Origin of the sequence: Saccharopolyspora pogona (genome assembly GCF_014697215.1) — a bacterium.
GTDB lineage: Bacteria > Actinomycetota > Actinomycetes > Mycobacteriales > Pseudonocardiaceae > Saccharopolyspora > Saccharopolyspora hattusasensis.
The window spans coordinates 5,206,458-5,232,500 of sequence record NZ_CP031142.1; the positions used below are offsets into that span (position 1 = coordinate 5,206,458).

Genomic DNA, 26,043 nt, shown 5'->3' on the forward strand with positions numbered 1-26,043 from the left:
AGCAACCCGATGACGGCGGGCGCGCCGCGCGTCAGCAGCGCCGCTTGGCACCGGCGGCGTCGTCGGGCTTCCAGCCCCGAATCGCGGGCAGCAACCGGCCCTCGACGTGCGCGGACAACCAGCGCCGTGCCTCCGCCCCGTCGGAGACCGACCGGGCAACCGCGACCAAATCCGCAGGCAGCGCAAGCGGATCGACCGCACGGCGCGGCAGGGCATCCACCAGCCAGTCCAGCAGCGTGCTCGAGTCGGCGGTGTTGATCGGCGCGTCGGGCGGTGCGCGGGCGCGCGCGTCGGCGGAGCACGCGGCGGCAAGCAACGCGGGCTCGACCGGCGCGCCGGGGCGTCCAGGACGTGGATCGGGCCGAAGCCGTGCGCGCCGGTCGGCGAGTCGTAGACCACCTCCGCAACCAACCGCAGCGACCCGATGGTCAACGCAGCCGCCCCGGCGACCGGGGTGTGCGTTTCGGCCAGCCACCGCCGCAGCAACACCGATGTCCGCTGGTGCGACCGTCCGGCAAGGTCGACTCCAGTCGTCACGACACGCCCCCTTGACACCCGCGAACCCATCCGTGAGTGGAGCCTAACCTAACCACTCGATCTCGTGACAGTGCTTCACACCACTGCCGTACCCGCCCCCGATCGGCCCGGGTGTCACCCGGCGAACGAAACGAGCACAGTGGACGAACCCGTGTCACGATCGCTGAGCGCAAGGCGACTGTTTGATCGCCTGGTCATCAGCACCTGATCCGGTGATGATCGTTGTTTTCCGCTGGGCGAACCCGCACCATCGCCCCTACTCTCCGACCTATCGAATCGGCCCAGACCGTCCGGAGAGGAGTTCACCAATGGAAGACGCCGACTCCGTCGTGCCGCTCCGGCCGGGATTCGACATCCAGGTGCGCGGCTTCAACCGCCACCAGGTCATCGAACACCTGGAACTGCTGGAGGACCAGCTGCGCCTGGTCACCATCGACCGCAACGAGGCCGCGCAGCTCAATTCCGACCTCCGCAAGCTCTGCGACGACACCCGCCGCAACCTCGACACCGCCGAGCAGCGGCTCAAGCAGATCGAGTCTTCCGACACCGGGCTGCCCGCCGCCTCCCAGCGGGTGCAGAACATGCTCTCGATCGCCGAAGAAGAGGTGCAGACCCTGCGCGACCAGGCCAGGAGGCAGGCCGAGATCATCCGGGGCACGGCGGAAACCGAGGCGCGCGAGCTGCTCAACGAGGCCCAGCGGGCCGCCACCGAGCTGCGCAACGATTGCGGCGAGCTGGTCACCGAGGTCGAGGAGCGACGCGCGCGGCTGCACCGCGAGCACGACCAGAAGGTCAGCGACCTGCGCTCCCGGGAACAGCGGCTGCGGCAGAACATCCGCAACGAGTACAAGCGGACCATGTCGGCCGCCCAGGACGAAGCCGACCAGCTGATCGACCAGACCCGGCGGCAGTGCGGCCAGTGGGACGCCGAGACCGAGCAGCAGCGCTTGGAAGCCCTGGAAGAGATCCGCACCAAACAGCTCCGGCTGGAGGAGCTGCGCAGTTCGGTCCTGTCCGCAATGGACAAGGCCCAGCACCTGCTGGACCAGTCCGTCGCGGAACTGCGCGACCCGATTCCGGACATCGCCGACGACATCGACCAGATCACGCGGGACCGGCATGTCGAGCAGGTGGAGCGGATCAAGCAGGTCGAGCAGCAGCCGGTGCGGCTGCCCGAACAGCGCGACGACGCGCAGACCTACACCATTCCCATCGAGCGGCCGCACACCAACGGCGCCGCCCCGCAGACAGGCCCCGCCAGACAGAACTGATCGGAGCTATTCGTGGATCTGCTCGTGCTGATGTTCGTCACCGGTTTCGCATTGGCCACGCTGATCTTCTGGCCGCTGCTCAACCGCGCGAACCGACGCCTCGCCGAGAGCGGCGTCGCCGAACCAGCGACCGCCCCGAAGGGCAGGCATGCGCTGCGCACCCCGGCCGCCCCGGTCAAGCCGGCGACGCCGACGGTCATCCCCCGGCGGCCGAGCACCTACGACCAGCCACCGGCGACCGAACCCGAACCCGAAACCGGGTCCGACGCAGAAACCGGGCCCGAGGCCGAGCCGGAGGCACCCCGGCCGGCGCCGGTCGCACCGCAGCAGCGTCCGGCGGAGCCGGCGGAGGTCCCGCAGCTACCCACGGACCTGTTCGAGAAGCACTTCGAGGCCAAGTTCAACCGCTCCCGCCAGCGCCTGGCCCGCATCCGCGACGAGATCAGCAAGGAATAGAGAATTCCTGGGCGTTGTGCGAGCCGTGTAGTGGAACCTCAGCTGCCTTCTCGGTCCGGGATCCCCGACTCATGCATGACGACGCATGAGAATCTGCGGCGGCGCGGGCTGCGCAGGTGGCAGGAAGCGGCTGACGCCGCTCACCGACCTCTGCATGATCATCGCGACTGCTAATACTCAGTCGTTCATCCAGTTGACCTTGAGCTCGTCGCGCTGACCGAAGCGCTCGAGGTGGCGGCCGATCACGTCCTGCACGCGGTCGAGCACCTCGGCGTTCTCCGCCTCGGCACGCAGGGCGAGCACATCCGATTCGTTGACCAGCAGGCAGCTGCCCACGCCGCTGCCGGCGGGCAGGGTGATCCGGATGCAATCGGGTTCTTCGGACACCGCGCACCGGCGCCCCAGGTGCGAGGACAGCTGCTTGGCGTAGCGGGCCGGCTTGCCGGTGCCCACCTTCGCCTGGGATCGGATCGTCAACACGCCTCCAATGGAAGTTAGCCCACCCTAATTGGTACCAGCGGTGGCGGTGGGGTGCGAGACGTCACCAAGCACGGCGGTCGGGGCTTCGTCGTTGCTACGTTCGAAAGGGACTCGGCACCCCGAAGGCTGGAGCCCTACCGTTGACGAAGCCCCCCACCATCTACCTCGTCGCCACCACCGGGCACCCGAACTACGGGGACGAACTGATCGCCGCCGCCTGGTTGAAGCACCTGGCACGCGTCGCGCCGGACAGCGAGATCTGGGTGGACTGCCCCAACCCGGGACCGAGCGACGTCCTGCTCGGCCACCTGCATCCGCGGGTCCGGTTCACCGACACCTTCTGGCGGCTGTGCTGGGAGGCCCCGTCGGACGGGCCGTGGGAGGTCGCGTCGTTCGTGCAGCACGCGTTCAACAACCCGGGGCTGGCGCCGCGATGGGTGGCCGGCATCGAGCTGGCGGCCCGCGCCGACGTGGTGCACATCGTCGGCGGCGGATTCGTCAACGGCATCTGGCCGCGGCACATCGGCCTGCTCGCGGCCGCGGTGGCGGCGACGCGCCGTTCCGGCGGCCGGGCGGTGATGACCGGCCAAGGGCTGTCGCCGGTCGCCGACGAAGCGGAACCGCTGCTGCGCAACCTCGCCGCGCAGTTCGAGGTCGTCGACGTGCGCGACGAGCCGTCGGCGGCGCTGTCCAGCGCCACCTCGCACACCGGCGACGACATGTTCTTCGGGGTCGAACCCGGGCTGTACCGGGACGACGACCTGCGCGAGGTCATGGTGTGCCTGCAGTCGGACCTGCTCGACGATTCGGTGTCCGCGCTCGCCGGATTCCTGTTGGACACGCTGGGCGAATGGGGCGTGCGCCCCGAGCAGGTCGGCTTCGTCGAAGGCATCCCGCGCGTGGACCGCGAGGTCTTCGCGCTGGTGGAACACGACCTACCGGGCGCCCGCTTCTACCCGTTCTCCGAGATCATGGCCGACGGGCTGCCCGCGGCGGCCGGGCAGCGCTGGCTGTCCAGCCGGTTCCACCTGCACCTGATGGCGGCCGCGGCCGGAGCGCACGGGGTCGCGGTGTCGATCAACTCCGGCTACTACACCAACAAGCACCGGTCGCTGATCGACTGCGGCTCCGGCTGGACGCTCAGCGAAGGCCTGCGGATCCCGGCCATGCCGACCAGCGGTGGATTCGCCGCCAATGCGTTGCAGGAACTCAAGCGGGGCAAGGAAGAACTCGCGAAGAAGATCTACGGGGGCTGACCTATTCGTCGCCCTCGACGGCATCCTGCTGCTCCCGACGGCGGTCGGCGAGGTAGAACGGCGCAGCCGCTAACACGGGCACCAGCATGCCCACGAGAACAGTCAGAATAGAATTGCCCACGGTCGTCGAAACTCCGTCTACGGTGGGAAGAACCCACATCCAAGTCCCCGCCCGGACGGGCGTCTCGCTGGGAGAATCGCTTCGGCCCGCGATTCGTTACGACCCCGTTCGTGCACCGGATCACACCGGGTCGAAGTGCGTTCCTCCCACCTTGCAAGGGGTTTCGCGATTAGTTCAGGAATCGTGAAGTCTGCCACTCCTCCTTGATCCAAGCGCTGTTCCAGAACAGCCACTCGTACTCAGTCGCACGGGTGAACGCGTCGAGCATCCGCTGCCGGGTCTCGGCGTCGGCTCCCTTGGCGACCCGGTCGGTGAGGTCGCGCGCGGTCAGCACCGCCTCGGCGAACTCGTCGTCGGCATAGGTCTGGATCCACGCCCGGTACGGATGATCTTCGGCACCACCGGTGGCTTCCAGGATCGTGGTGCCCACGTGCTGGTACACCCAGAAGCACGGCAGGATCGCCGCCAGCAGCACCGGATACGGCTCGGTCAGCGCGGTCGCCCGCAGGTACGAGGTGTAGGCCAGGCAGGACGGGGACGTGTCGACCCCGGCGGTCTCGGCGTCGGTGAGGCCGAACTCCGCGACGTAACCGGCGTGCAGCCGGCGCTCCTCGACCAGTGCGCCCTGGGACGCACCGGCCAGGAACGCCGCGTCCTCGGCGTTGTCGGACCGCGTCGCGGCGGCCGCCAGCGCCTGCGCGAAACCGACCAGGTAGCGCGCGTCCTGCACGATGTAGAACGCGAACCGGTCGCGGTCCAGGGTGCCGTCGGTGAGCGCGGCGTTGAACGGGTGCTCGACGATCGCCTGCTGCAGATCGGCGGTGTGCGCCCATGCCTCGGCGCAGAAACCGTCGGCGGGCGGAGCGGGCAGCTTGCTCATCAGAACCTCTCGTAGCTGTCTCGACCTGTGGTGCGGGACCTCTCGGTGGACCGTGAGCACTTTTCGGCGCTATGGCAACCAAAAGCGCTCACGACACCGGGGGAACGTCAATCACCACCAGTGGTGGAAGTGGTGCACCGGGCCGTGGCCGTGGCCCACGTCGAGCCGGTCGGAAGCGCGCAGAGCCTCCGTCAGGTACTCCTTGGCCTCGCGCACCGCGTCGAGCCAGTCCGCGCGCTGCGGACGCAGGGCCGCGATCGCGGCCGACAGCGTGCAGCCGGTGCCGTGGTCGTTGGTGGTCACGACGCGCTCGCTGGACAGGAACTCGGCGATCCCGTCGCCGTAGAGCAGGTCCACGCTGGACCGGCCGTCGAGGTGACCGCCCTTTAGCAGCACCTGCTTCGCGCCCAGCCCGGCCAGCCGCTCGGCCTGCGCGGGCATGTCGTCGGGGTCGGTGATCTCCGGCTCGCCCAGCAGATCGGCGGCCTCGGGCAGGTTCGGGGTGATCAGGTCCACGCGCGGCAGCAGCTCGTCGCGCAGCACGCTGACCGCCTCCGGCACGAGCAGCCGGTCACCGCTCTTGGCGACCATCACCGGGTCCAGCACGACGTGCGGCGGCGAGTAGCGGTCGAGGACCCCGATCACCGCACGGATCACCTCGGCGTTGGCCAGCATGCCGATCTTGACCGCGTCCACCCGCACGTCGTCGAGCAGCGTGACCAGCTGCGCGGTGATGAACTCCGGCGGCACCTCGTGGACGTCGGAAACACCGGTGGTGGTCTGCGCGACCAACGCGGTGATCACGGACATGCCGTAGGCGCCGTGCGCGGAGAAGGTCTTCAGATCGGCTTGCACACCGGCGCCGCCGCTGGGGTCGGTGCCTGCGATGGTCAGCACATTGGGAACCATGACGTCCCTCCGCTAGTACGAGCTAGGTCAGGTTCAACGGGTCTGTTCTCAGCCCGGCAGCCCAGGCACCCCGCGTCACTGCCACCAACCTAACAACCGGACCGCCGCGCGACCACGCCCTCGGCGTGTTCAGTCGATCAGGCCCACCACCACGCCGGCGGTGAGCACCTCGCCGGGCCGCACCTGGTGCCAGAGCGTTCCGGTGGCCAGCGCCGAAACCCACCCGATCGTCCTGCCGCAGCAATCGCCGGCGACCTGGACCTCCGCCACCCGATCGCCGACGTGCACCCGGCTGCCGTCCGCGACCAGCCAGCACACCAGCACTCCGCGCGCCGGACCGCGACCGGCCTGCTGCCGCCTCAACTCAGGGAAGTGCACCTCGGTCATCCCCGCCCCCTAGCTAGGTGATCGCTTCAGCATTGCCCCGCGTGCGCCCCGCGACAAGACCGCTCGGCCGGCGAGCGGGTGGACCGCCTGCTCCGATCGGCGCACGGCCGCTCGCCTGGCGCCCGGCACAGCGATCGAATTCACACCGTGAAGGTCACCACCGGCAGGCCAGGCAACCCTTCGCCGCGGACTAAAGTGGTTGATGATGGAAACCACGACCGATGCCTTGAGCTTCGCCCGTTCCCGCCGGCAGCCCCGGCCGGAGGATCCCGCCCGGATCTGGGCCCCGCTGGCGGACCTGACCGAAGCCGCCGTGGCGGCCGCCGGTTCGGGGACGGTGGCGATCACCCGCGGATTCGACCGCAACAGCAGGCAGCGCGCGAAGGCGCTGCGCGAGTTGCTGAACCGGCGCGACGTCGCCGCGGTCGAAGTGACTCCGGCTCCCGGCAGCGACCGGCTGCTGGCCGACGTCGAGATCACCGCGGTGGTCAACCTGATCGGCGCCGGATCGTGGCAGCCCTATCGGGTGGCCGCCGAGCTGCGCGCCCCGGTGCTCGCGCCGAAGCCCGGGGACGGCCCCGCCGAGGAGATCAAGCGGGACGTGATCGCCCTGGCGGGTGACTCCGGCCAGCGCGACGTCGCGATCTCGCACGTCGCCGTGCGCGCCGAGAACCCCGGTGCCAGCCGGCTGGTCCTGACCTCCGACGGTGAACAGCTGATGGTGCCCGGCGGCTGGCTGACCATGACGGTGCAGGGCGGCGAGCTGAAGGTCCAGGTCGGCGGCACGGACTTCCCGGAGCGGACGCTGACCACCCGCGAGATCCGGGTCGAGGCCTTCGACGCGCCGCACCGGCTGGTGCGCGACGAGCTGCCGATCGCCGACTTCGAGGAAGCCGCGGTCACCTTCACCGCCGAACCGAACGGCCTGGTGGTCCGCCCGGTCTGAAGACCGGCCGACCCCGCCCCGTGTCCGCAGTTTCAATTGTTTCAATTGAAACTGCGGACACTCTGCGTATCGGTACCCCTTACTGGGGGTACCCCGGAAGTTTTCCGGGTGACTTATGCGCAGAACCGTCGTCACGGTGCGCGTCCAGCTGCGTCCCTCGATCAACACCGCGCGCGGGAGGCAGAGCGCGCGGACTGCAACAGGGAGGCTGGGATCGTGGAGCCCGCCAGGCAGTGGCACGTGAGCTGCCGCGATGTCGCTGGCAGACGTCGGGACATGTCGGTGTTGATCAACCAGGGGAACGTGGTGGTGATCGCTCCAGCGGGCGAGACCGCGGTGCTTTCCCCGCTGGAGGTCGGCAGACTGCGCGCGGCCCTGCGCGACGCGATCGTGGTGGCCGCCGAAATGGAATGAATCCCCTCGTGAGCGCGGTGGCTGGCGGTCCGTCGGCCGCCGCGCTCACGATCGCAGTCTTCCCCCGCAAGTCCGCTCGCGGCATTATCTACTCCCGGTAGCCTGGCAACCGAGAGGTGACTGCGTGAGCACGTTCTGGCAACGATCAGCCGCGCTGCTACGGCGCGGGACGTCGGGCCTGCACACGGTGTCCGTCCTGACCAAGCAGGGCGTGATCAGCCCGCTTCGGCCGGACAAGCTGCTGCGCATCGTCCTCGCCTGGCGCCGCTGGGGCATCACCCCGCCGCTGGGCTTCGCGGTCGGCGCGGTGCGCCACGCCGACCGCCCGGCCGTGATCGACGAGCGCGGCGCGCTCAGCTACGCCGAACTCTCGCAGCGCACCACCCGGCTCGCCAACGGCCTGCGCATCCGGGTTCCCCGAGGCACCCGGATCGGCGTGCTGTGCCACAACCACCACGGGCCGATCGAGACGATCGTCGCCGCCGCCAAGCTCGGCATAGACGTGGTTCTGCTCAACACGGGCCTGAGCACCCCGCTGCTCGCCGACGTGATCGCCGAGCAGCGGGTCGGCCTGCTGGTCCTGGACGCCGAATACCGCGCCCACCTGCCGGACCTGCCCGAAGACCTCGAAGCCGTGCTGGCGTGGACCGAAGGCACCACCCGGCACGAAACGCTGGAGCACCTGATCGCCACGTCCTCGGCCAAGCACCTGCCCCGGCCGAAGCGGCACTCCCGGATGATCGTGCTCACCTCCGGCACCACCGGAACCCCGAAGGGCGCCCGCCGCCCCGATCCGCCGGGGCTCGCGCCCGCGGCGTCGATCCTGTCCCGCGTGCCGCTGCGCAACGGGGACCGGATCTTGGTCAGCGCACCGCTGTTCCACACCTGGGGCCTCGCCGCGTTCCAGCTCGGCTCCGTGCTCGGCGCGACGCTGGTGCTGCGCCGCCGGTTCGACCCCGAGCAGTCGCTCGGCGCGGTGCAGCGCAACCAGTGCACATCGATGTTCGCGGTGCCGGTGATGCTCCAGCGCATCCTCGAGCTCCCCGAACGGGTCCGCGACGAGTACGACCACAGCACGTTGCGCGTCGTGGCGAGCAGCGGCTCTGCGCTGCCCGCCGACCTGGCCACCAGGTTCCAGCGCGCCTTCGGGCCAGTGCTCTACAACCTCTACGGCTCCACCGAGGTGTCCTGGGTCAGCATCGCGACACCGCACGACCTGCGCGCCGCCCCGGGCACGGCGGGCCGACCACCGCACGGGACGACGGTGCGCATCCTCGGCGATGACGGAACCCCGGTGCGCCGCGGTGCGACCGGGCGGATCTTCGCCGGCAACGACATGCTCTTCGAGGGCTACACCAACGGCAGCAGCCGGGAGACCCACGACGGCCTGATGTCGACCGGAGACCTCGGGCGCTTCGACGCCGCCGCGCGGTTGTTCGTCGTCGGCCGCGAAGACGACATGATCATCGCCGGCGGCGAGAACGTCTACCCCAAGGCGACCGAGGACGTCATCGCCGGCCTGCCGGAGGTGTCCGAGACCGCCGTCATCGGAGTCGACGACGCCGAGTTCGGGCAGCGGCTAGCGGCGTTCGTGGTGCTCCGAGCCGACGGCCGGCTGGACGCCGAGCAGCTGCGTGAGCGGGTCCGCGGCCGGTTGTCGAAATTCGCCATGCCCCGCGATGTGGTGTTCCTCGACGAGCTGCCGCGCAACGCCACCGGCAAGGTCGTGCCCCGCGAGCTGCTCGCCCGCTTGGACGCCTGACCGGCAGGGCTGCACGATCACCCCTCGTGTCGAGTTAGGCTGCCTCGGGTGAACGACCGTCTAGTGTGGATCGACTGCGAAATGACCGGTCTCGATCTCGGCAAGGACGCGCTGATCGAGATCGCCGCCCTGGTCACCGATGCCGACCTCAACATCCTCGGCGAAGGCGTGGACATCGTCATCCACGCCGACGAGGAGAAGCTCGCCGGAATGCCCGACGTGGTCCGCGAGATGCACGACCGCTCCGGGCTCACCGAAGAGGTGCGCCGCTCCACGGTGACGCTCGAAGAGGCCGAACAGCGCGTGCTGGACTACATCCGCCAGTACGTGCCGGACGGCCGGTCCGCGCCGCTGGCCGGCAACTCGATCGCCACCGACCGTGGCTTCATCGCCCGCGACATGCCGCGGCTGGACGCCCACCTGCACTACCGGATGGTCGACGTGTCGTCCATCAAGGAGCTGTGCCGCCGCTGGTACCCGCGCATCTACTACGCGCAGCCGGAGAAGGGCCTCGCCCACCGCGCGCTCGCCGACATCCGGGAGTCCATCCGCGAGCTCGCCTACTACCGGCGGACCGCGTTCGTACCGCAGCCGGGGCCGACCAGCGAGCAGGCCCAGGCGGTGGCGGCCGAACTGCTCGACGGCGATGGCGTCGGCGGCACCGAAAAGGCCCGCGAGGAGTCCGGCCAGAACCCGGAATCCGGCCGCTGACCAGCGCGCTCCGGATAAACCGGAGCCGGTGGAAAACCGGGTGACGGCGCACGCTACGATATGAGCGTTGCTCCGGCAAGGGTGCCCGAGAGGGCTAGTCCGAGCGGCCACGGTGGGTGTAGCTCAGTCGGTAGAGCACTGGGTTGTGGTCCCAGGTGTCGCGGGTTCGATTCCCGTCACTCACCCAATGACGAAAGGCCCCGTTCCAGTTGGAACGGGGCCTTTCGTCATCGTCCTGGTGGCCGCGGGTGGTCGTTCCGACCGGAACGACCACCCGCGGCTTCAACTCACTTGTTGCCCTGCACCCACTGGCCCCACGGGACCTGCCAGTCGCCGAAACCGTCCCAGGCGCGCAGGTTCGGCCCGCCGGAGTTGGTGATCTGCACGACATCGCCCTTCTTCAGCAGGTCGAAGACCCACTTGGCGTCGGCCATGCTCATGTTGATGCACCCGTGGCTGACGTTGCGCCGCCCCTGATCGCCCACCGACCACGGCGCGGCGTGCAGGAACTCGCCGCCGTTGGAGATCCGGACCGCCCACTGGACCTCGGTGCGGTAGCCGCCCGCCTCGACAGGCAGGCCGTAGGTGGAGGAGTCCATCATCTTCGTAGCGTGGTGCTCGGTGACCACGTGCACGCCGTTGTTGGACGGAAACGACGGTTTGCCCAGCGACACCGGCATGGTCCGCAGCAGCTTGCCGTTCTTCTCGATGGTCATCTTGTGGGTGGCGCCATCGGCCTTCAGCACGACCGCGTCGCCGATGGTGATGGTCGCCTTACGGTCCTCCTCGCCCCAGGCGCCGTTGCCGAGGTCCCTTCCGTACACGTCGACGTCGATCGACACCTTGGTGCCCGGCTTCCAGTACTCCTTCGGCCGCCAGTGCACCTCGCGGCTGTTGAACCAGTAGAAAGCGCCCTCCACCGCAGGCTCGGTGCGGATCTTGATCGCTTCCTCGGCCTTCGCCTTGTCCGGCGCCGGGGCCTTCTCGCTGAAGTAGAACGCCAGCGGCTGGCCGACGCCGACGGTCTGCCCGTCCAGCGGGTTCATCGACACGAAGGTCTGATTGCCGGGTGAAATGGTGCTGAAGGTGGACTGCTGGGTGATCGCCGGCCCGTTCGCCCCCTGCGCGGTCACGGACAGCGTGTAGGTCGTGCCGTAACCGAGCTTCTCGGTGGTGGCCCAGCTGGCCCCGTCCGGCGCGATGGCGCCGGCCATCGCGTTGCCTTCCGCGTTGGTCAGCACCGCCTCGACGATCTTGCCGTTGATCGCCTTCGCGCTGATCGGGCCGGTCGGCGAAATGTCCTTGGCCCCGTTCTGCGGTGCCAGCTCCAACGTCGGCGCGGACGCCACCTCGCCGGACGCCGTGGAACCGGACCCGCTGCAGCCGGCGACGAGCAACGCCACCAAACCGAAGATCAACATTGTCAGCAGTCGTGACACCCGTACGGGCACCCCGACCGAATTACTCCACTCCCTCATGGGCAACTGTCCGTCCGCTCCGATGCGCCACTACGCCTGAGAACAGTGTGCAGCAATGCCCCGACAGTGAGTGAAGGGACCGGGCTGCACACATAGGGTGATCTCCCCTGACTGACCACCCTCCATGAGACGCAACACCCCGCCCGCGGGTTGCGTCCCCACCCCCGACAACCTCGCCCGCGCCAAAACCGACCCCCTCTTCGGCACCCCCACAGCGCCGTGCTAATGTTTTCCACGTCGCCAGGGAGACCGGGGCGGAACCGAAAAGGAACCGAGCCGATCAAAACCTGACCGATAGCTAGCGCCAATAGCTCAACTGGCAGAGCAGCTGACTCTTAATCAGCGGGTTCGGGGTTCGAGTCCCTGTTGGCGCACTCGATATGTGAGACGCCCTGCTTACGCGGGGCGTTTTGCGTTTTCATATCTCGTCATTGTATTGGGGGGTCGAACCCCCCAAACCCCCCACGGTGCGGTGGCTTGGTTTCGGAGTCCGCATCCGGCAGGGACGCTTCCGGGCCTAGGTAGCCGCTGTGCCTTGAAAGCATCCTTTTGGAGCAGGTGGCTTTCTTGTTGCCTGGGTGAGTGGCGTCACTATTTTTGTGGGCGTGCGCATTTGGTGCGGCTTCGCCGACGCATGGGTTGGGCGGTTGTTGATTTGTCCAACGTGGACTTCTTGGTTGTGGTCTTCGTTGTTGCTTTGGGTTGGTGTTTGAAAGCACCGACTGGACCTAGACCTCGGGTGGTGGGGCGCGAACAATCGGGTACCTCGGGTTGCCGATCGGACGCCGGGGGTTGTTGGTGGTCGACCAGGTGTTGGGCGGGGCGGTCATCGCGGTGACCTTGGCGTGCTTGGTTCGGCTGGTGGTCCGCCGTTGGCGGCTTCCGGAGGCTTGGGGTGGCTGCGGGAGCGTGGACGTTGCTCACGTCTTGATGGGCATCGGGATGTCCGCGATGTTCCTGCCCCAGGTGCTTCCGCCCGGCGCGTGGGCTGCGCTGTTCGTCGCGAACGCCGTTTGGATGGGCGTGCTGGCGCTGCGTCGGCGTCCGGCCCTGACCTACCTGCACCACTTGGTCAGCGGGTTGGCCATGGCGTACATGTTCGCCGCCGCTCGGCCGCACGGGCCCAGTTCAGGCCTGTTGTCGTTGTCCACCGCACATTCGTCCGGCCACTCGCACGGCAGCGCGCTGGCCGTCGTCGGCGCACAGCCTGCGGGCTTCGCTTTTCCGCTGGTGGCCTGGGTGCTGATGACCTACTGCCTGCTCAGCGCCGGCTTCGCCGGAACCGACCTGATCCGCCCGCCCCGAGACCGCCCCAGGCTGACGGCCACCACCGAACTGGTCCTCTCCCTGAGTATGGGCTACATGTTCCTGACCACGCTCTGACGACGGATCGCGGCCGCATTTCCACTGGTCAGTGGCCGTGAGCGGTTTGAGGTGCTGTAGCACCTCAAAGTACTCACGGGCGTTGACCTGCTGGAACCTCAGTCCATTCCGGACACTCGGAGGGTCATGTTCAGGCGACCTGCCGTCATGCCTATGTTCGGTCCCGTTCCCGGGTGCGTCTTCGGGACTCCGTGGTACGCCAGGCGGGATTCGCCGCCGAAGACGAACAGGTCTCCCGAGCACAGTTCCACATCCGTCCACGGCCGGTTCCGGTTCTCCGTGTTGCCGAACCTGAAGACGCACGTGTCACCGAGGCTCAGCGACACCACCGGCTCCCGGCTCTGCTCGTCGCGATCCTGGTGCATTCCCATCCGCGCCGTGTCGTCGTAGAAGTTGACCAGCGCGACGTCCGGGCGGTAGCCGTCGGCGGCGCGGCCGTAGGCGTCGGCCAGCGCTCTGCGCCCCAAGTCACCGAGCCAGTCCGGGAACGGCGTCACCGGCGAGCCGTCTCCGTCGTCGACAGTTCGCGAGTACCGGTAGGGGTACCAGTGCCAGCCGAGGCACACGGTGCGCACCGACATCACTCCCCCGCTCGGCAACCGCGCGGAGCGCATGCCCGCCGGGGAGCGCGCCCACTCCCGGCACGCGACGACCAGTTCGCGCTGCTGGCCGAGGTCGAGCCAGTCGGGCAGGTGCACCGCACCCGGCGCTATCTCGGCCCGCTCCCGCGGGATCAACGACTCCATGTCCGCCCCTCTACCACGTCATGATCACCTTCGCGGCGGCTCACCCGTGACAACCCTCTCAAAGCTGGTTTCCATCCCCCGGCCAGGTTAGGCTTGCCAAACTTTTGAGCCAACCAAAAGCAGGGAGCACCATGTTCCGTCCCCGTCGACTGCTCGCGGCTGTTACCGCAGTGCTCGCGCTCGGCACCGTCGCCGCGTGCGGCTCGTCGACTCCCGAGCAGCCCGCCGCGCCCCAGGGCGACGAGCGAATCGTCACGCACGCCAAGGGGCAGACCAAGATCGCCGGCAACCCGCAGCGCGTCGTCGTGCTCGACACCGGGGAGCTCGACGCGGTGCTGGCGCTGGGAATCAAGCCGGTCGGCACCGTGCTGCCGGACGCCAACAAGGCCCTGCAGCCGTACCTGGCCGAGAAGGCCGGCAACATCGAGATTGTCGGCACCATCGGCTCGCCCAACCTGGAGAAGATCGCCGCGCTCAAGCCCGACCTGATCCTCTCCAGCAAGGTGCGCGACGACCAGAACTACGACGCGCTGAGCAAGATCGCGCCGACGGTGTTCGCCGAGAGTGTCGGCAAGACCTGGAAGCAGAACTTCCTGCTCTACGCCGAGGCGCTGGGCAAGAAGGCCGAGGCGCAGCAGATCCTCGACGTCTACCAGCAACGCGCCGCCGACATCGGCAAGCAGGCCGGCGACCCCGCCGCCCGCAAGATCAGCATGCTGCGGTTCATCCCCGGCGACATCCGCCTGTACGGCAAGGGCTCGTTCATCGGCACGATCCTGGCCGACGCGGGCTTCGGCCGCCCCGACAACCAGCAGACCGACCAGACCTTCACCAAGATCAGCCGCGAGCAGATCTCCCAGGCCGACGGCGACCAGCTGTTCTACGCCGCCTACGGCGAAAGCGCCAAGCAGCAGCTGACCGACGTGGTCGACTCCGTGCAGTGGACGACGCTCGGCGTCGTGAAGAACGGCAAGGCCGTCGAGGTGCACGACGACACCTGGTTCCTCGGCCTCGGCCCGATCGCCGCCAACCTGGTCCTGGACGACCTGCAGAAGGCCTTCCCGCAGCAGTGACCGAGCGAAGAGCCCGTGGGTCCGCCGGACTCACGGGCTCTTCGCTGCGCGAATCCGCAGGTCCCCGGCGCTGCGCCCCACCGCGAACTCGCCGCCCGGCTCGACGTCCACCACCACCGACACCTCGGCTCCCGCCTCGGCCTCGGCGACGGTGAACCCCGCCAGCCGCAACGGCTCCGCCGCGTACACCTGCACGACCTCGCGTCCCGCTCGGTCGCCGGTGTTGCGAAGCTTCACCCGCACGACCTCGCCTTCGGCGACGGCCGCCAGGTATTCCCAGGTCGTGTACCCGAGCCCGTGTCCGAAGTGGAACGCCGGATTGACGCCCCGGTCCTGGTAAGCGCGGTAGCCGACCAGGGTTCCCTCGGTGTAGTGCAGTTCGCCGTCCACCGGCTGCACGCCGGGCAGCGGCACCGGGACGTCGCCCAGTTCGGCCGGGAAGGTGGTCGGCAACCTCCCGCCGGGTTCTGCCCGGCCCAGCAGCACGTCGGCCAGCGCGTCCCCGTACTCCTGGCTGCCGAACCACGTCCACAGCACCGCGCGGACGTCTGACGCCCAGGGCATCAGCACCGGCGACCCGGCGTTGACCACCACGACCGTGCTCGGGTTCACCGCGGCAACCTTGCGTACCAGCTCGTTCTGGGCACCCGGCAGGTCCAGCGAGACGCGGTCGCGGCCCTCGGTCTCGACCTCGTCGTTGGTGCCAACCACGACGACCGCGACGTCGGAGTCGCGGGCGATCGCCAGCGCGGCGGCGAGTTCGCTCGCGTCGTCCCACTCCTGCGCTCGGTGCCCGATCCCGACCGCCACCAGCGCGTCGGGGCGCTGCGGGGTGAACTCGACGGTCATGGCTGCCCGGCCGTCGGCGTCCAAGTCCGACTCGACGAGCACGACGTTGAACCGCTGCTCGGGCGGTTCCAGCATGCCGCCCAGCGGGTCGTCGATCCCGTTGGTGCGCACCACGCCCGCAGCCAGCACCTCCCGGCCGGAGAGCTCGACGCGGAAGCGCCCGGTGCCGTTCACCCCGAACACGTGCTCGCCGAGATCGAGTTGGAGCTTCCCCTGCAACCGCAACTCCTTCGCCCCGGACGGCAGGCCGCCGAGCCACATCAGCCGCTCGGTTCCGCGCAGCTCGCTGTCGAGGACTTCTCCCTTGTTGCCGAGGTATTCGACCCGGATACCGGTGCCCTCGCCAGCCGGATCAGCAACCTCCGCGCGCGGGATCACGTCCAGCAACCGCCGATGCCGCACACCGCGCTGGTAAACCACATCCGCGTCGGGAAGCGCCGCGCGCAATCCATCCAGCGGAGTCACCACGTGCGGCGGGCTAACGTGCGACGACCCGCCTCCCTGCACCACCGGGATGGTGGCGTTCTCGCCGATCATCGCGACCTTAGCGACCTTCGGGTCGATCGGCAGCAGCGGCGCATCATCCACGATCTCGTTGCGCAACAACACGAATCCCTGCGTCGCGAGCCGCCGGATGACCGGCCTGGCCTCCCCCGAAGGCCCGCCGCCGGGTTCGGAATCTTCGAAAGCACCTACCCGATCGGCCAACCTCAGCACCCGCAGGACCTTGTCGTCGAGAACTTCTTCCGGGACCTTGCGCCGCGCCACGGCCTCTGCGAGTTTCCCGTCGCTCCACGCGCTTTTCGGACCGGGCATGGCCAGGTCGAGGCCGCCGAGCGCCGCCGCCTCCAGCGAGCGGGTGGCGAACCAGTCCGATACGAGCATCCCGTCCCACGCCCACTCGCCCTTGAGGACATCGTTCACCAGAGCGGAATTCTCGGTCATCGTGCGCCCGTTCACCGAGTTGTAGGCGGCCATCATCGCCCACGGCGAAGCCTTCGCCACGATCCGCTCGAACGGCTTGAGGTAGATCTCGCGCAGCGCCTGCTCGTCGACCACCGCGTCGTAGCTGAGCCGCTCGGTTTCGCTGTCGTTGGCGACGTAGTGCTTCGGAGTCGCGGCCACCCCGCGCGACTGGATGCCCGCGACGACCTCGGCACCGATCTCGGCGATCAGCAGCGGATCCTCCGAGAAGTTCTCGAAATTCCTGCCCCCGAAAGGACTTCGGTGCACGTTGATCGTCGGCGCCAGCACCACGTGCACACCCCGGCGGCGCGCCTCGTCGCCGAACACCTCACCCGCGGTCCGCGCCGCCGCCCGATCCCAGGTCGCCGCCAGCGCGGACGCCACCGGGAACAGCAGCGACGTGTCGCGCTCGTCCCATGCCGTGCCGCGCACCCCGTTCGGCCCGTCGGAGAGCACCAACGCCCGCAGCCCGATCTTCGGCATCGGGTGCAGGGTCCAGAGGTCGGCACCGGTCAGCAACCGCGCCTTCTCCGCGGCTGTCAACTCCGAAACCAACGACAGGAGCTTCGCCTCGTCCACCGCTACCCCTTTCGCCGGCCTCCGGCCGCCAAGTCTCGGCCACCTCGCCCGCACTGTCGACCGGGACCACGACACTCCGTTATCTGCCCATCTGATCACTCCCCGAACCCAACATGTAGTGTGTCGCTCGCTGGTGGTTCACCGGAGGCGTCCGGTGAGGCAAGAGGGAACCCGGTGCGAATCCGGGACTGCCCCGCAGCGGTGAACGGGAACGAACGTCGTGACCCGGCTGCCTGACGGCAGCGGGTAGAGCACTGGGCGAGCAGCCTGGGAAGCCACGATCAGTAGGCCGCCCGTGAGTCCGAAGACCTGCCGCCGGTGCACGCTGCGAAGCGTGCTGTCCGGGACTTCGAGGGCGGGTCCGCGCGGACGACCAGCGGCTCCTGCCGCCGTGTCTCCTCGCGCGCCGTCGTGGTCCGCCGAGCTCGCGAGGGAGAGAGCCCGTGACGGCGACACTCAACGACTGGACCCGCGTGTCCACTGTGGTCCACCACGCCTGCGCCGGACTACCCGGCGTGTCGGCCGATGCCGTGCTCGAAGAGGTGCGGCGCACCGGCTACGCCGGTATCAGCGACGACGAGCTCTCGCTGGCCCAGGTCATGGCGGCACGCACGCTAATCGAGACCGAGCCGAACTATTCTCAGGTCACGGCCCGCCTCCTGCTGGACCGGATGCGCCGCGAGGCGCTGAGCTTCCTGGGCGAGCCGCAGGAGGCCGACCAGGAGCAGATGAGCGACCACTACCCGGCGTACTTCGCCGACTACGTGCGCCGCGGTGTCGAACTGGAGCGGCTCGACCCGGAGCTGGGCTCCTTCGACCTCGACCGGCTGGGCCGCACCCTGGTGCCGGAACGCGACCTGACCTTCGGCTTCCTCGGCCTGCAGACTCTCTACGACCGCTACTTCCTGCACGAAGACGGCACCCGCTTCGAGCTGCCACAGGCGTTCTTCATGCGGGTCGCGATGGGCCTGGCGCTGCGCGAGGACGACCGCGAGGCGCGGGCGATCGAGTTCTACCACCTGCTGTCGACGTTCGACTTCATGTGCTCGACGCCGACCCTGTTCAACGCCGGCACCACCCGGCCGCAGCTGTCCTCGTGCTTCCTGACCACTGTGGACGACGACCTGTCCGGGATCTTCCACTCCATCAGCAACAACGCGCGGCTGTCGAAGTATGCGGGCGGACTGGGCAACGACTGGACGCCGGTGCGCGGCATCGGCGCCCACATCAACGGCACCAACGGCAAGTCCCAGGGCGTGGTGCCATTCCTGAAGATCGCCAACGACACCGCCGTGGCGGTCAACCAGGGCGGCCGGCGCAAGGGCGCGGTGTGCGCATACCTGGAGACCTGGCACATCGACGTCGAGGAGTTCCTCGACCTGCGCAAGAACACCGGCGACGACCGCCGCCGCACCCACGACATGAACACCGCGAACTGGGTGCCCGACGAGTTCCTGCGCCGCGTCGAGGCCGATGAGCAGTGGACGCTGTTCTCCCCGGATGAGACGCCTGACCTGCACGACCTCTACGGCAAGGCGTTCGCCGAGCGCTACCGCGCCTACGAGCAGGCCGCCGACCGCGGCGAGATCCGCGTGTTCCGCCGGGTGCGCGCGGTGGAGCTGTGGCGGCGGATGCTGACGATGCTCTTCGAGACCGGCCACCCCTGGATCACCTTCAAGGACCCGTGCAACCTGCGGTCGCCGCAGCAGCACAGCGGGGTCGTGCACTCCTCCAACCTGTGCACCGAGATCACCCTGAACACCAGCACCGACGAGGTGGCCGTGTGCAACCTCGGGTCGGTCAACCTGGCCCGGCACGTCAACGCCGACGGCATCGACGCCGCGAAGCTGGAGCGCACCACGCGCACCGCCGTCCGGATGCTGGACAACGTCATCGACATCAACTTCTACACGATCCCCGAGGCACGCCGGTCCAACCTGCGGCACCGGCCGATCGGGCTGGGCCTCATGGGCTTCGCGGACGCGCTGTTCGCGCAGCGCATCCCGGTTTCGTCGGAGGCCGCCGTCGAGTTCGCCGACCGCAGCATGGAGCAGATCAGCTACCACGCGATCGCCGCGTCCAGCGAGCTCGCCGCCGAGCGGGGTCGGTACGAGTCCTTCGACGGATCGCTGTGGAACCAGGGAATCCTGCCCATCGACTCGCTCGACCTGCTCGCCGACGCCCGCGGCGGCGACGTCGACCTTGACCGCTCGTCCACCCTGGACTGGGAGGCGCTGCGTGAGCGGGTGCGCACCGTAGGGATGCGCAACTCCAACGTGATGGCCATCGCCCCGACCGCCACGATCTCCAACATCTGCGGCGTGAACCAGTCGATCGAGCCGGTCTACCGCAACCTGTACGTCAAGGCGAACATGTCCGGCGACTTCACCGTGGTCAACCCGCACCTGGTCGCCGACCTGAAGCAGGCCGGGCTGTGGGACGAGGCGATGATCGCCGACCTCAAGTTCCACGACGGCAGCCTGCTGCCGATCGAGCGGATCCCACAGCAGTTCAAGGAGCTCTACGCCACCGCGTTCGAGATCGAGCCGCACTGGCTGGTGGAGGCGGCGGCGCGCCGGCAGAAATGGATCGACCAGGCGCAGTCGCTGAACCTCTACGTCTCCCGGCCCAGCGGCCGAACGCTCGACGAGCTCTACCGCCTCGCCTGGCGGAAGGGCCTCAAGACCACGTACTACCTGCGCTCCACGAGCGCGACCCACGTGGAGAAGAGCACCCTGCGCGGCACCGACGGCAAGCTCAACGCCGTCCCGACGGCGCCGACCGCGACCGGCGCTGCTTGCTCGGTCGAAGACCCCGACTGCGAAGCCTGCCAGTAACACCCCCACCCGGGTCCCGCCGCAATTTCAATGGAAATCGAATCGCCGATTTCCATTGAAATTGCGGCACCCCGAGGCCGGGTCCCAGTCAAGTCCTGTTCGACGCGCGGACTCGACCTGCGCGATTTCCCTTGGAGCAACACAGCATGACGTCCCTGGAGTCCCCATCCTCGGCCGCCGGGCTCGGCGAGATCGACCGCGCCGGTGGGCGCGTCGACGTCGGAGACAAGGCGATGATCAACGCCCGTGCCGACGTCAACCAGCTGCTCCCCCTCAAGTACGGGTGGGCCTGGGAGAAGTACCTCGCGGGCTGCAACAACCACTGGATGCCCACCGAGATCTCGATGCAGGCCGACATCGCGCTGTGGAAGTCCACCGACGGTCTCAGCGACGACGAACGCCTGCTGCTCAAACGCAACCTCGGCTTCTTCGCCACCGCCGAATCCCTGGTGGCCAACAACATCGTCCTCGCCGTCTACCGGCACATCACCAACCCCGAATGCCGCCAGTACCTGCTGCGGCAGGCCTTCGAGGAGGCCGTGCACACCCACACCTTCCAGTACATCTGTGAAAGCCTCGGCCTCGACGAGGGCGAGCTGTTCAACATGTACCGGGAGATTCCGTCGATCGCCGACAAGGACGCCTGGGCGCTGCAGTACACGCGCAGCCTGGAAGACCCGGACTTCACCACCGGCAGCACCGAGGCCGACCAGGCCTTCCTCCGCGACCTCGTCGCCTTCTACGTGATCTTCGAAGGCATGTGGTTCTACACCGGGTTCGCGCAGATCCTCGCGCTGGGCCGGCGGAACAAGATGGTCGGCATCGCCGAGCAGTACCAGTACATCCTGCGCGATGAATCGATCCACCTGAACTTCGGCATCGACTGCATCAACCAGATCAAGCTGGAAAACCCGCACCTGTGGACCGAGGAATTCCAGGCCGAGATCCGGCAGATGCTCACCGAAGCCTGTGAGCTGGAAATCGCCTACGGTCGCGACACGATGCCCCGCGGCATCCTCGGCATCAACGCCGACCTCTGCGCCCAGTACATGCACTTCATCACCAACCGGCGCTGCGCCCAGCTCGGCCTGGAACCGGTCTTCCCGGAAGCCGACAACCCCTTCCCGTGGATATCGGAGGCCATGGACCTGAAGAAGGAGAAGAACTTCTTCGAAACCCGGGTCAACGAATACCAGTCCGGCGGCTCCCTCAAGTGGGACTGACTCCCGACCGACCAGGTGAAGCGAACGGCCTGTTCACGCCACTAGTGTCCTGCACCGGAAATTCATGGTCTAAATAGGCTATACTGCGGGAATGGCGAGGACTGGGCGGCCGAAGGCTGAGTTGGTGCTGACCGACGATGAGCGTTCGACGTTGCAGCGTTGGGCTCGGCGGGCGAAGAGTTCGCAGGCTTTGGCGTTGCGGTGTCGGATTGTGCTGGCATGCGCCGATGGTTTGTCCAATGTGGATATCGCCGAGCAGTTGCGGGTGGCGCGACCGACGGTGGGCAAGTGGCGGTCGCGGTTTGTCCAGCGACGACTGGAGGGGTTGGCCGACGAGGATCGCCCAGGCGCGCCGCGGAAGATCACCGACGAACAGGTGGAGAAGGTGGTCGTCTCGACGTTGGAAGAGAAACCGAACAACGCGACGCATTGGTCGCGTGCATCGATGGCGAAGCGTTCCGGGCTGAGTAAATCGACCGTGGGGCGGATCTGGGAAGCGTTCAACCTTAAACCCCACTTGGCCGACACATTCAAGCTCTCTACCGATCCGCAGTTCATCGAGAAGGTCCGTAACGTCGTCGGCCTGTATATGAACCCGCCCGAGAACGCAGTGGTGCTATGCACCGATGAGAAATCCCAGGTGCAAGCACTGGAGAGGTCCCAGCCGGTGTTGCCGATGATGCCCGGCATGCCCGAACGCCGCACCCACGACTACGTCCGTCACGGTGTCACCAGCCTGTTCGCCGCCTTCGACATCGCCACCGGCAAGGTCATCTCCTCGCTGCACCGCCGGCACCGCTCGGTCGAGTTCCGCAAATTTCTCACCAAGATCGACAAGACCGTACCGGCGGAGTTAGGCGTCCATGTCATTTGTGACAACTACGCCACCCACAAAACTGAGATCATCCAGAAATGGCTAGCGAAGCATCCTCGATTCCAAATCCACTTCATCCCGACCGGATCGTCCTGGATCAACCAGGTCGAACGCTGGTTCGGCGAATTGACCACCAAACTCCTGCAACGCGGCGTGCACACCAGCGTCCAGGCACTCGAGGCCGATATCCGCAACTGGATCGACGAGTGGAACAACGATCCCCGGCCGTTCATCTGGACCAAGAACGCTGACGAGATCTTGGAGTCACTCCGATCATATTGTCAACGCATCTCCGGCGCAGGACACTAGGAGCCTGTTGCAAAATTACGCCCACCACGGACCGTGATCGATCGATCACGGCTGAGATGGCCACTGGCGGACAAACGGCGGCGATCGAGACTGATTTGGTACTTCGGTTCAGCCGTTTTCGCCGAAAACGCAACAGGCTCCTAGGCGGAGTGAACAGGCCGTTCGCTTCAATTGTGATCACTCCCACCCGTCGACGATGTAGCGAACCGCCGTATTCAGGCCCGCCGCCGGCACGTGCCCTAACGTCGGCTGCCGATCACACCGTCTCAGGGGAAAAAATTTGATCATCTGAGGATTCCGGAGCACCGTCCAACGGCTGGCCGGCCTGGTGCTCGTCTGCCCGGGCTGCCGCGGGACGTACGCGACGACCCTCAACAAGGGCGTCACGAAGTTCACGCTGTTCTTCGTCCCGCTATTCCCGGCCGGCACCCGGTACGCGCTGACCTGCAAATGGTGCGGCAAGACGTCTCCGATCAGCAAGGAAGAGGCGGAACAGCTCCAGGCCCAGGCACAGCTGCAACCGCAGCAGGACCTACGGTCCTGATCACGAGCAAACCGCTCCTTCCGACGCGGAGCCGACCAGCTTCGCATACTTGCCGAGCACGCCTTTGCGGAGACGCGGAGCCGGTGGGGACCAGTGCTCGCGGCGCCGCACGAGTTCATCGCCGTCGACGAGCAGGTCCAGGGTGCGGTTGGTGAGATCGAGGCGGATCGGGTCGCCGTCCTGCACCAACGCGATAGGGCCGCCATCAGTCGCTTCCGGCGCGACGTGCCCGATGCACAGCCCGGTGGTGCCGCCGGAGAATCGGCCATCGGTGACCAGCAGGACGTCCTTGCCGAGGCCGGCGCCCTTGATCGCGCCGGTCACTGCGAGCATCTCCCGCATCCCCGGCCCGCCGCGCGGCCCCTCGTAGCGGATGATGACGACGTCACCGGGCTTCAGCGAGCCGTCCTCCACGGCGTCCATGGCGCCCTGCTCGCCGTCGAAAACCCTTGCCGTACCTTCGAAACTCGTTGAATCGAAGCCCGCGCTCTTGACCACCGCGCCGTCGGGCGCCAACGATCCGCGCAGGATGGTGAGACCGCCGGTGGGGTGGATCGGGTTCGACAGCTGGTGCAGCACCTCGCCGTCCAGCTCCGGAGGGTCGAGCTCGGCGAGGTTCTCCGCAACGGTGCGACCGGTCACCGTCATGCAGTCGCCGTGCAACAGGCCCGCGTCCAGCAGGGCCTTCATGACCACCGGCACTCCACCGATCCGGTCCACCGCGGGCATCACGTACCGGCCGAACGGCTTGACGTCCGCCAGGTGCGGCACCCGGTCGCCGATCCGGTTGAAGTCGTCCAACTGCAGATCGACCTCGGCTTCCCGCGCGATGGCGAGAAGGTGCAGCACGGCATTGGTCGACCCGCCGAAGGCCATGGTCACGGCGATCGCGTTCTCGAACGCCTCCTTGGTGAGGATCTGCCGGGCGGTCAGCTGCCGGGCCAGCATGCCGACCACCACGCGGCCGGCTTCGCGGGCGCTCGCGTCGCGACGCCGATCCACCGATGGCGGACTGGCCGAACCCGGGACCGACATGCCGAGCGCTTCGGCCGCGCAGGCCATGGTGTTTGCGGTGTACATCCCGCCGCAAGCGCCCTCACCAGGACAGATCGCGCGCTCGATGCGGTCGACCTCCGCGCGCGTGATCAGGCCGCGCGCGCACGCACCGACCGCTTCGAAAGCATCGATGATGGTGACCTCGCGGTCGTCGACGCGCCCAGGCAGGATCGAACCGGCGTAGACGAACACCGAGGCCAGGTCGAGTCGGGCCGCGGCCATCAACATGCCCGGCAGGCTCTTGTCGCAGCCGGCGAGCAGCACCGAGCCGTCCAGCCGTTCGGCCTCCATCACGGTCTCGACGGAGTCGGCGATGATCTCCCGCGACACCAGGGAGTAGTGCATGCCGACGTGCCCCATCGAGATGCCGTCGGAGACCGAAATGGTGCCGAACTCCATCGGATAGCCGCCGGCCGCGTGCACGCCTTCCTTCGCCGCCTGGGCCAGGCGCTGCAGCGAGAGGTTGCACGGGGTGATCTCGTTCCAAGATGACGCGACCCCGATCTGCGGCTTCGCGAAGTCGGCGTCCTGCATGCCGACGGCGCGCAGCATGCCGCGCGCCGCGGCCCGTTCCATACCTTCGGTGACCTCGCTGCTGCGAGGCTTCAGCGTGCGCTGGTCGTTGCTGAGCTTGGCATCGTCCACGCTCCGACTGTAGTTCGCGTCACACCACCAGCGCTGCTCCGGATCGCCTTGGAAATGAGAAGGGGCCCCTTCTTCCGGAATGGAAGAAGGGGCCCCTTCAAATAGTGTGTCGGCGGTGTCTTACTCTCCCACACCCTGTCGAGTGCAGTACCATCAGCGCTGGGGAGCTTAGCTACCGGGTTCGGAATGGGACCGGGCGGACCCTCCCCGCCATCGCCACCGACAACCCTCAACCCGCCGAAAACGACAGGAAACCAGGCGTCAGAACACGAATGACACATGTTCTATTATCAAATAGGTTCTGGTTGTTGTCCCAGAACCGTATAGTGGGTGCGTAGCAATCTTTGTGAGCAAGTCCTCGGCCTATCAGCACCAGTCAACTCCACACGTTACCGTGCTTCCATATCTGGCCTGTCAACCCAATCATCTCTTGGGGGCCTTAACCCACAACGGGTGGGAGACCTCATCTAGGAACAGGCTTCCCGCTTAGATGCTTTCAGCGGTTATCCCTCCCGAACATAGCCAACCAGCCACGCTCTTGGCAGAACGACTGGCACACCAGAGGTTCGTCCGTCCCGGTCCTCTCGTACTAGGGACAGCCTTCCGCAAGTCTCCTGCGCGCGCGGCGGATAGGGACCGAACTGTCTCACGACGTTCTAAACCCAGCTCGCGTGCCGCTTTAATGGGCGAACAGCCCAACCCTTGGGACCAACTCCAGCCCCAGGATGCGACGAGCCGACATCGAGGTGCCAAACCATGCCGTCGATATGGACTCTTGGGCAAGATCAGCCTGTTATCCCCGGGGTACCTTTTATCCGTTGAGCGACACCGCTTCCACCAGCCAGTGCCGGATCACTAGTCCCTGCTTTCGCACCTGCTCGACCCGTCAGTCTCACAGTCAAGCTCCCTTATACACTTACACTCAACACCTGATTGCCAACCAGGCTGAGGGAACCTTTGGGCGCCTCCGTTACTCTTTGGGAGGCAACCGCCCCAGTTAAACTACCCACCAGGCACTGTCCCCGATCCGGATCACGGACCCGAGTTAGATGCCCGGAACGACCAGAGTGGTATTTCACCAACGACTCCACACCCACTAGCGTGAATGCTTCACAGTCTCCCACCTATCCTACACAAGCCGAACCAAACACCAATACCAAGCTATAGTAAAGGTCCCGGGGTCTTTCCGTCCTGCCGCGCGAAACGAGCATCTTTACTCGTACTGCAATTTCACCGGGCCTGTGGTCGAGACAGCGGAGAAGTCGTTACGCCATTCGTGCAGGTCGGAACTTACCCGACAAGGAATTTCGCTACCTTAGGATGGTTATAGTTACCACCGCCGTTTACTGGC

At 67.3% G+C, this 26,043-nt stretch carries 22 protein-coding genes, 2 tRNA genes, 2 rRNA genes and 2 riboswitches (1 of these 28 cut by a window edge); of the genes, 15 read left to right on the top strand and 11 right to left on the bottom strand.

Features of this window, described 5'->3' with window-relative positions; all coding sequences use genetic code 11:
* Positions 1–31: 31 nt before the first annotated feature.
* Positions 32–316, bottom strand: a complete 285-nt coding sequence (locus tag DL519_RS23940) for a hypothetical protein (RefSeq protein WP_190818098.1) — start codon at positions 314–316, stop codon at positions 32–34.
* A gap of 529 nt (positions 317–845) precedes the next feature.
* Here DL519_RS23940 and DL519_RS23945 point away from each other — a divergent pair.
* Entirely contained in the window at positions 846–1,808 is a 963-nt protein-coding gene (locus tag DL519_RS23945; protein ID WP_190818099.1) for a hypothetical protein, read from the top strand.
* A 12-nt stretch (positions 1,809–1,820) separates the two neighbouring features.
* Positions 1,821–2,264, top strand: coding sequence for a hypothetical protein (locus tag DL519_RS23950; protein WP_190818101.1), 444 nt, complete (start codon positions 1,821–1,823; stop codon positions 2,262–2,264).
* A 177-nt stretch (positions 2,265–2,441) separates the two neighbouring features.
* Here the strand turns inward: DL519_RS23950 and DL519_RS23955 are convergent, their stop codons facing one another.
* Positions 2,442–2,741: a DUF2218 domain-containing protein gene (locus DL519_RS23955; protein ID WP_223839467.1), complete on the bottom strand. Its 300-nt coding sequence runs from the start codon at positions 2,739–2,741 to the stop codon at positions 2,442–2,444.
* Between the two features lie 143 nt (positions 2,742–2,884).
* Here DL519_RS23955 and DL519_RS23960 point away from each other — a divergent pair, with 143 nt between their 5' ends.
* Entirely contained in the window at positions 2,885–4,000 is a 1,116-nt protein-coding gene (locus DL519_RS23960; RefSeq protein ID WP_190818103.1) for a polysaccharide pyruvyl transferase family protein, read from the top strand.
* Between the two features lie 290 nt (positions 4,001–4,290).
* Here the strand turns inward: DL519_RS23960 and tenA are convergent, their stop codons facing one another.
* From tenA to DL519_RS23975, 3 genes are all read right to left on the bottom strand, one after another.
* Positions 4,291–5,001: a thiaminase II gene (tenA, locus tag DL519_RS23965; RefSeq protein WP_190818105.1), complete on the bottom strand. Its 711-nt coding sequence runs from the start codon at positions 4,999–5,001 to the stop codon at positions 4,291–4,293.
* Between the two features lie 111 nt (positions 5,002–5,112).
* Entirely contained in the window at positions 5,113–5,910 is a 798-nt protein-coding gene (thiD, locus tag DL519_RS23970) for a bifunctional hydroxymethylpyrimidine kinase/phosphomethylpyrimidine kinase (protein ID WP_190818107.1), read from the bottom strand.
* Positions 5,898–5,993, bottom strand: a riboswitch (TPP riboswitch). (Overlaps the previous gene by 13 nt.)
* Positions 5,994–6,039: 46 nt before the next feature.
* A complete protein-coding gene (locus tag DL519_RS23975) occupies positions 6,040–6,297 on the bottom strand; it encodes an alpha/beta hydrolase (RefSeq protein WP_190818109.1) in 258 nt (85 codons plus the stop codon).
* A gap of 202 nt (positions 6,298–6,499) precedes the next feature.
* Here DL519_RS23975 and DL519_RS23980 point away from each other — a divergent pair, with 202 nt between their 5' ends.
* The 5 genes from DL519_RS23980 (at position 6,500) to DL519_RS24000 (ending at position 10,315) form a co-directional block, all read left to right on the top strand.
* Positions 6,500–7,243, top strand: a complete 744-nt coding sequence (locus DL519_RS23980; RefSeq protein ID WP_190818111.1) for a hypothetical protein — start codon at positions 6,500–6,502, stop codon at positions 7,241–7,243.
* Between the two features lie 240 nt (positions 7,244–7,483).
* A complete protein-coding gene (locus DL519_RS23985) occupies positions 7,484–7,657 on the top strand; it encodes a hypothetical protein (RefSeq protein WP_397544970.1) in 174 nt (57 codons plus the stop codon).
* Positions 7,658–7,781: 124 nt separating this feature from the next.
* Entirely contained in the window at positions 7,782–9,419 is a 1,638-nt protein-coding gene (locus DL519_RS23990; protein ID WP_190818115.1) for an AMP-binding protein, read from the top strand.
* A gap of 48 nt (positions 9,420–9,467) precedes the next feature.
* Entirely contained in the window at positions 9,468–10,130 is a 663-nt protein-coding gene (gene orn / locus DL519_RS23995; protein WP_190818117.1) for an oligoribonuclease, read from the top strand.
* Positions 10,131–10,242: 112 nt separating this feature from the next.
* A tRNA-His gene (locus DL519_RS24000) sits at positions 10,243–10,315 on the top strand.
* A gap of 102 nt (positions 10,316–10,417) precedes the next feature.
* Here the strand turns inward: DL519_RS24000 and DL519_RS24005 are convergent.
* Entirely contained in the window at positions 10,418–11,569 is a 1,152-nt protein-coding gene (locus tag DL519_RS24005; protein WP_449619127.1) for a L,D-transpeptidase, read from the bottom strand.
* A 340-nt stretch (positions 11,570–11,909) separates the two neighbouring features.
* Here DL519_RS24005 and DL519_RS24010 point away from each other — a divergent pair.
* Positions 11,910–11,982 (top strand) — tRNA-Lys (locus DL519_RS24010).
* A gap of 397 nt (positions 11,983–12,379) precedes the next feature.
* Positions 12,380–12,991 (top strand): DUF5134 domain-containing protein, encoded by a 612-nt coding sequence (locus DL519_RS24015; RefSeq protein WP_190818119.1) that lies wholly within the window; start codon positions 12,380–12,382, stop codon positions 12,989–12,991.
* 98 nt (positions 12,992–13,089) lie between these two features.
* Here DL519_RS24015 and DL519_RS24020 read toward each other — a convergent pair whose 3' ends face one another.
* Positions 13,090–13,737, bottom strand: a complete 648-nt coding sequence (locus DL519_RS24020; protein WP_190818121.1) for an alpha-ketoglutarate-dependent dioxygenase AlkB family protein — start codon at positions 13,735–13,737, stop codon at positions 13,090–13,092.
* 131 nt (positions 13,738–13,868) lie between these two features.
* On the opposite strand from DL519_RS24020, the gene DL519_RS24025 reads away from it, so the two are divergent.
* Positions 13,869–14,810: an ABC transporter substrate-binding protein gene (locus DL519_RS24025; RefSeq protein WP_190818123.1), complete on the top strand. Its 942-nt coding sequence runs from the start codon at positions 13,869–13,871 to the stop codon at positions 14,808–14,810.
* A 30-nt stretch (positions 14,811–14,840) separates the two neighbouring features.
* On the opposite strand, the gene DL519_RS24030 is transcribed toward DL519_RS24025, so the two are convergent.
* Complete coding sequence (locus DL519_RS24030; RefSeq protein WP_190818125.1) at positions 14,841–17,204, bottom strand: glycoside hydrolase family 3 protein; 2,364 nt, start codon at positions 17,202–17,204, stop codon at positions 14,841–14,843.
* A 117-nt stretch (positions 17,205–17,321) separates the two neighbouring features.
* Positions 17,322–17,535: riboswitch (cobalamin riboswitch) on the top strand.
* A 112-nt stretch (positions 17,536–17,647) separates the two neighbouring features.
* Here DL519_RS24030 and DL519_RS24035 point away from each other — a divergent pair.
* The 4 genes from DL519_RS24035 to DL519_RS24050 all read left to right on the top strand — a co-directional run bounded on the left by DL519_RS24035 (position 17,648) and on the right by DL519_RS24050 (position 22,991).
* Positions 17,648–20,041 carry a ribonucleoside-diphosphate reductase subunit alpha gene (locus DL519_RS24035; RefSeq protein ID WP_223839468.1) on the top strand — a complete coding sequence of 798 codons (2,394 nt, stop codon included), beginning with the start codon at positions 17,648–17,650 and terminating at the stop codon, positions 20,039–20,041.
* A 146-nt stretch (positions 20,042–20,187) separates the two neighbouring features.
* Positions 20,188–21,264, top strand: coding sequence for a ribonucleotide-diphosphate reductase subunit beta (locus DL519_RS24040; RefSeq protein WP_190818127.1), 1,077 nt, complete (start codon positions 20,188–20,190; stop codon positions 21,262–21,264).
* Positions 21,265–21,355: 91 nt separating this feature from the next.
* Positions 21,356–22,447, top strand: a complete 1,092-nt coding sequence (locus DL519_RS24045) for an IS630 family transposase (protein ID WP_190818129.1) — start codon at positions 21,356–21,358, stop codon at positions 22,445–22,447.
* Between the two features lie 328 nt (positions 22,448–22,775).
* A complete protein-coding gene (locus DL519_RS24050; RefSeq protein ID WP_223839469.1) occupies positions 22,776–22,991 on the top strand; it encodes a zinc-ribbon domain-containing protein in 216 nt (71 codons plus the stop codon).
* On the opposite strand, the gene ilvD is transcribed toward DL519_RS24050, so the two are convergent.
* The 3 genes from ilvD to DL519_RS24065 form a co-directional block, all read right to left on the bottom strand.
* Entirely contained in the window at positions 22,992–24,692 is a 1,701-nt protein-coding gene (ilvD, locus tag DL519_RS24055) for a dihydroxy-acid dehydratase (protein WP_190818131.1), read from the bottom strand. It abuts the gene before it with no gap.
* A 107-nt stretch (positions 24,693–24,799) separates the two neighbouring features.
* Positions 24,800–24,916: ribosomal RNA gene (gene rrf, locus DL519_RS24060) — 5S ribosomal RNA — on the bottom strand.
* Between the two features lie 122 nt (positions 24,917–25,038).
* A 23S ribosomal RNA gene (locus DL519_RS24065) occupies positions 25,039–26,043 on the bottom strand; it runs 2,068 nt beyond the window's last position.

Bases quoted from the DNA above. Each gene is read 5' to 3' on its own strand.
- DL519_RS23945 (WP_190818099.1), top strand. From the start codon at position 846: ATGGAAGACGCCGACTCCGTCGTGCCGCTCCGGCCGGGATTCGACATC.
- tenA (WP_190818105.1), bottom strand. From the start codon at position 5,001: ATGAGCAAGCTGCCCGCTCCGCCCGCCGACGGTTTCTGCGCCGAGGCA.
- thiD (WP_190818107.1), bottom strand. From the start codon at position 5,910: ATGGTTCCCAATGTGCTGACCATCGCAGGCACCGACCCCAGCGGCGGC.
- DL519_RS23975 (WP_190818109.1), bottom strand. From the start codon at position 6,297: ATGACCGAGGTGCACTTCCCTGAGTTGAGGCGGCAGCAGGCCGGTCGC.
- DL519_RS23980 (WP_190818111.1), top strand. From the start codon at position 6,500: ATGATGGAAACCACGACCGATGCCTTGAGCTTCGCCCGTTCCCGCCGG.
- DL519_RS24020 (WP_190818121.1), bottom strand. From the start codon at position 13,737: ATGGAGTCGTTGATCCCGCGGGAGCGGGCCGAGATAGCGCCGGGTGCG.
- DL519_RS24025 (WP_190818123.1), top strand. From the start codon at position 13,869: ATGTTCCGTCCCCGTCGACTGCTCGCGGCTGTTACCGCAGTGCTCGCG.
- DL519_RS24040 (WP_190818127.1), top strand. From the start codon at position 20,188: ATGACGTCCCTGGAGTCCCCATCCTCGGCCGCCGGGCTCGGCGAGATC.
- DL519_RS24045 (WP_190818129.1), top strand. From the start codon at position 21,356: ATGGCGAGGACTGGGCGGCCGAAGGCTGAGTTGGTGCTGACCGACGAT.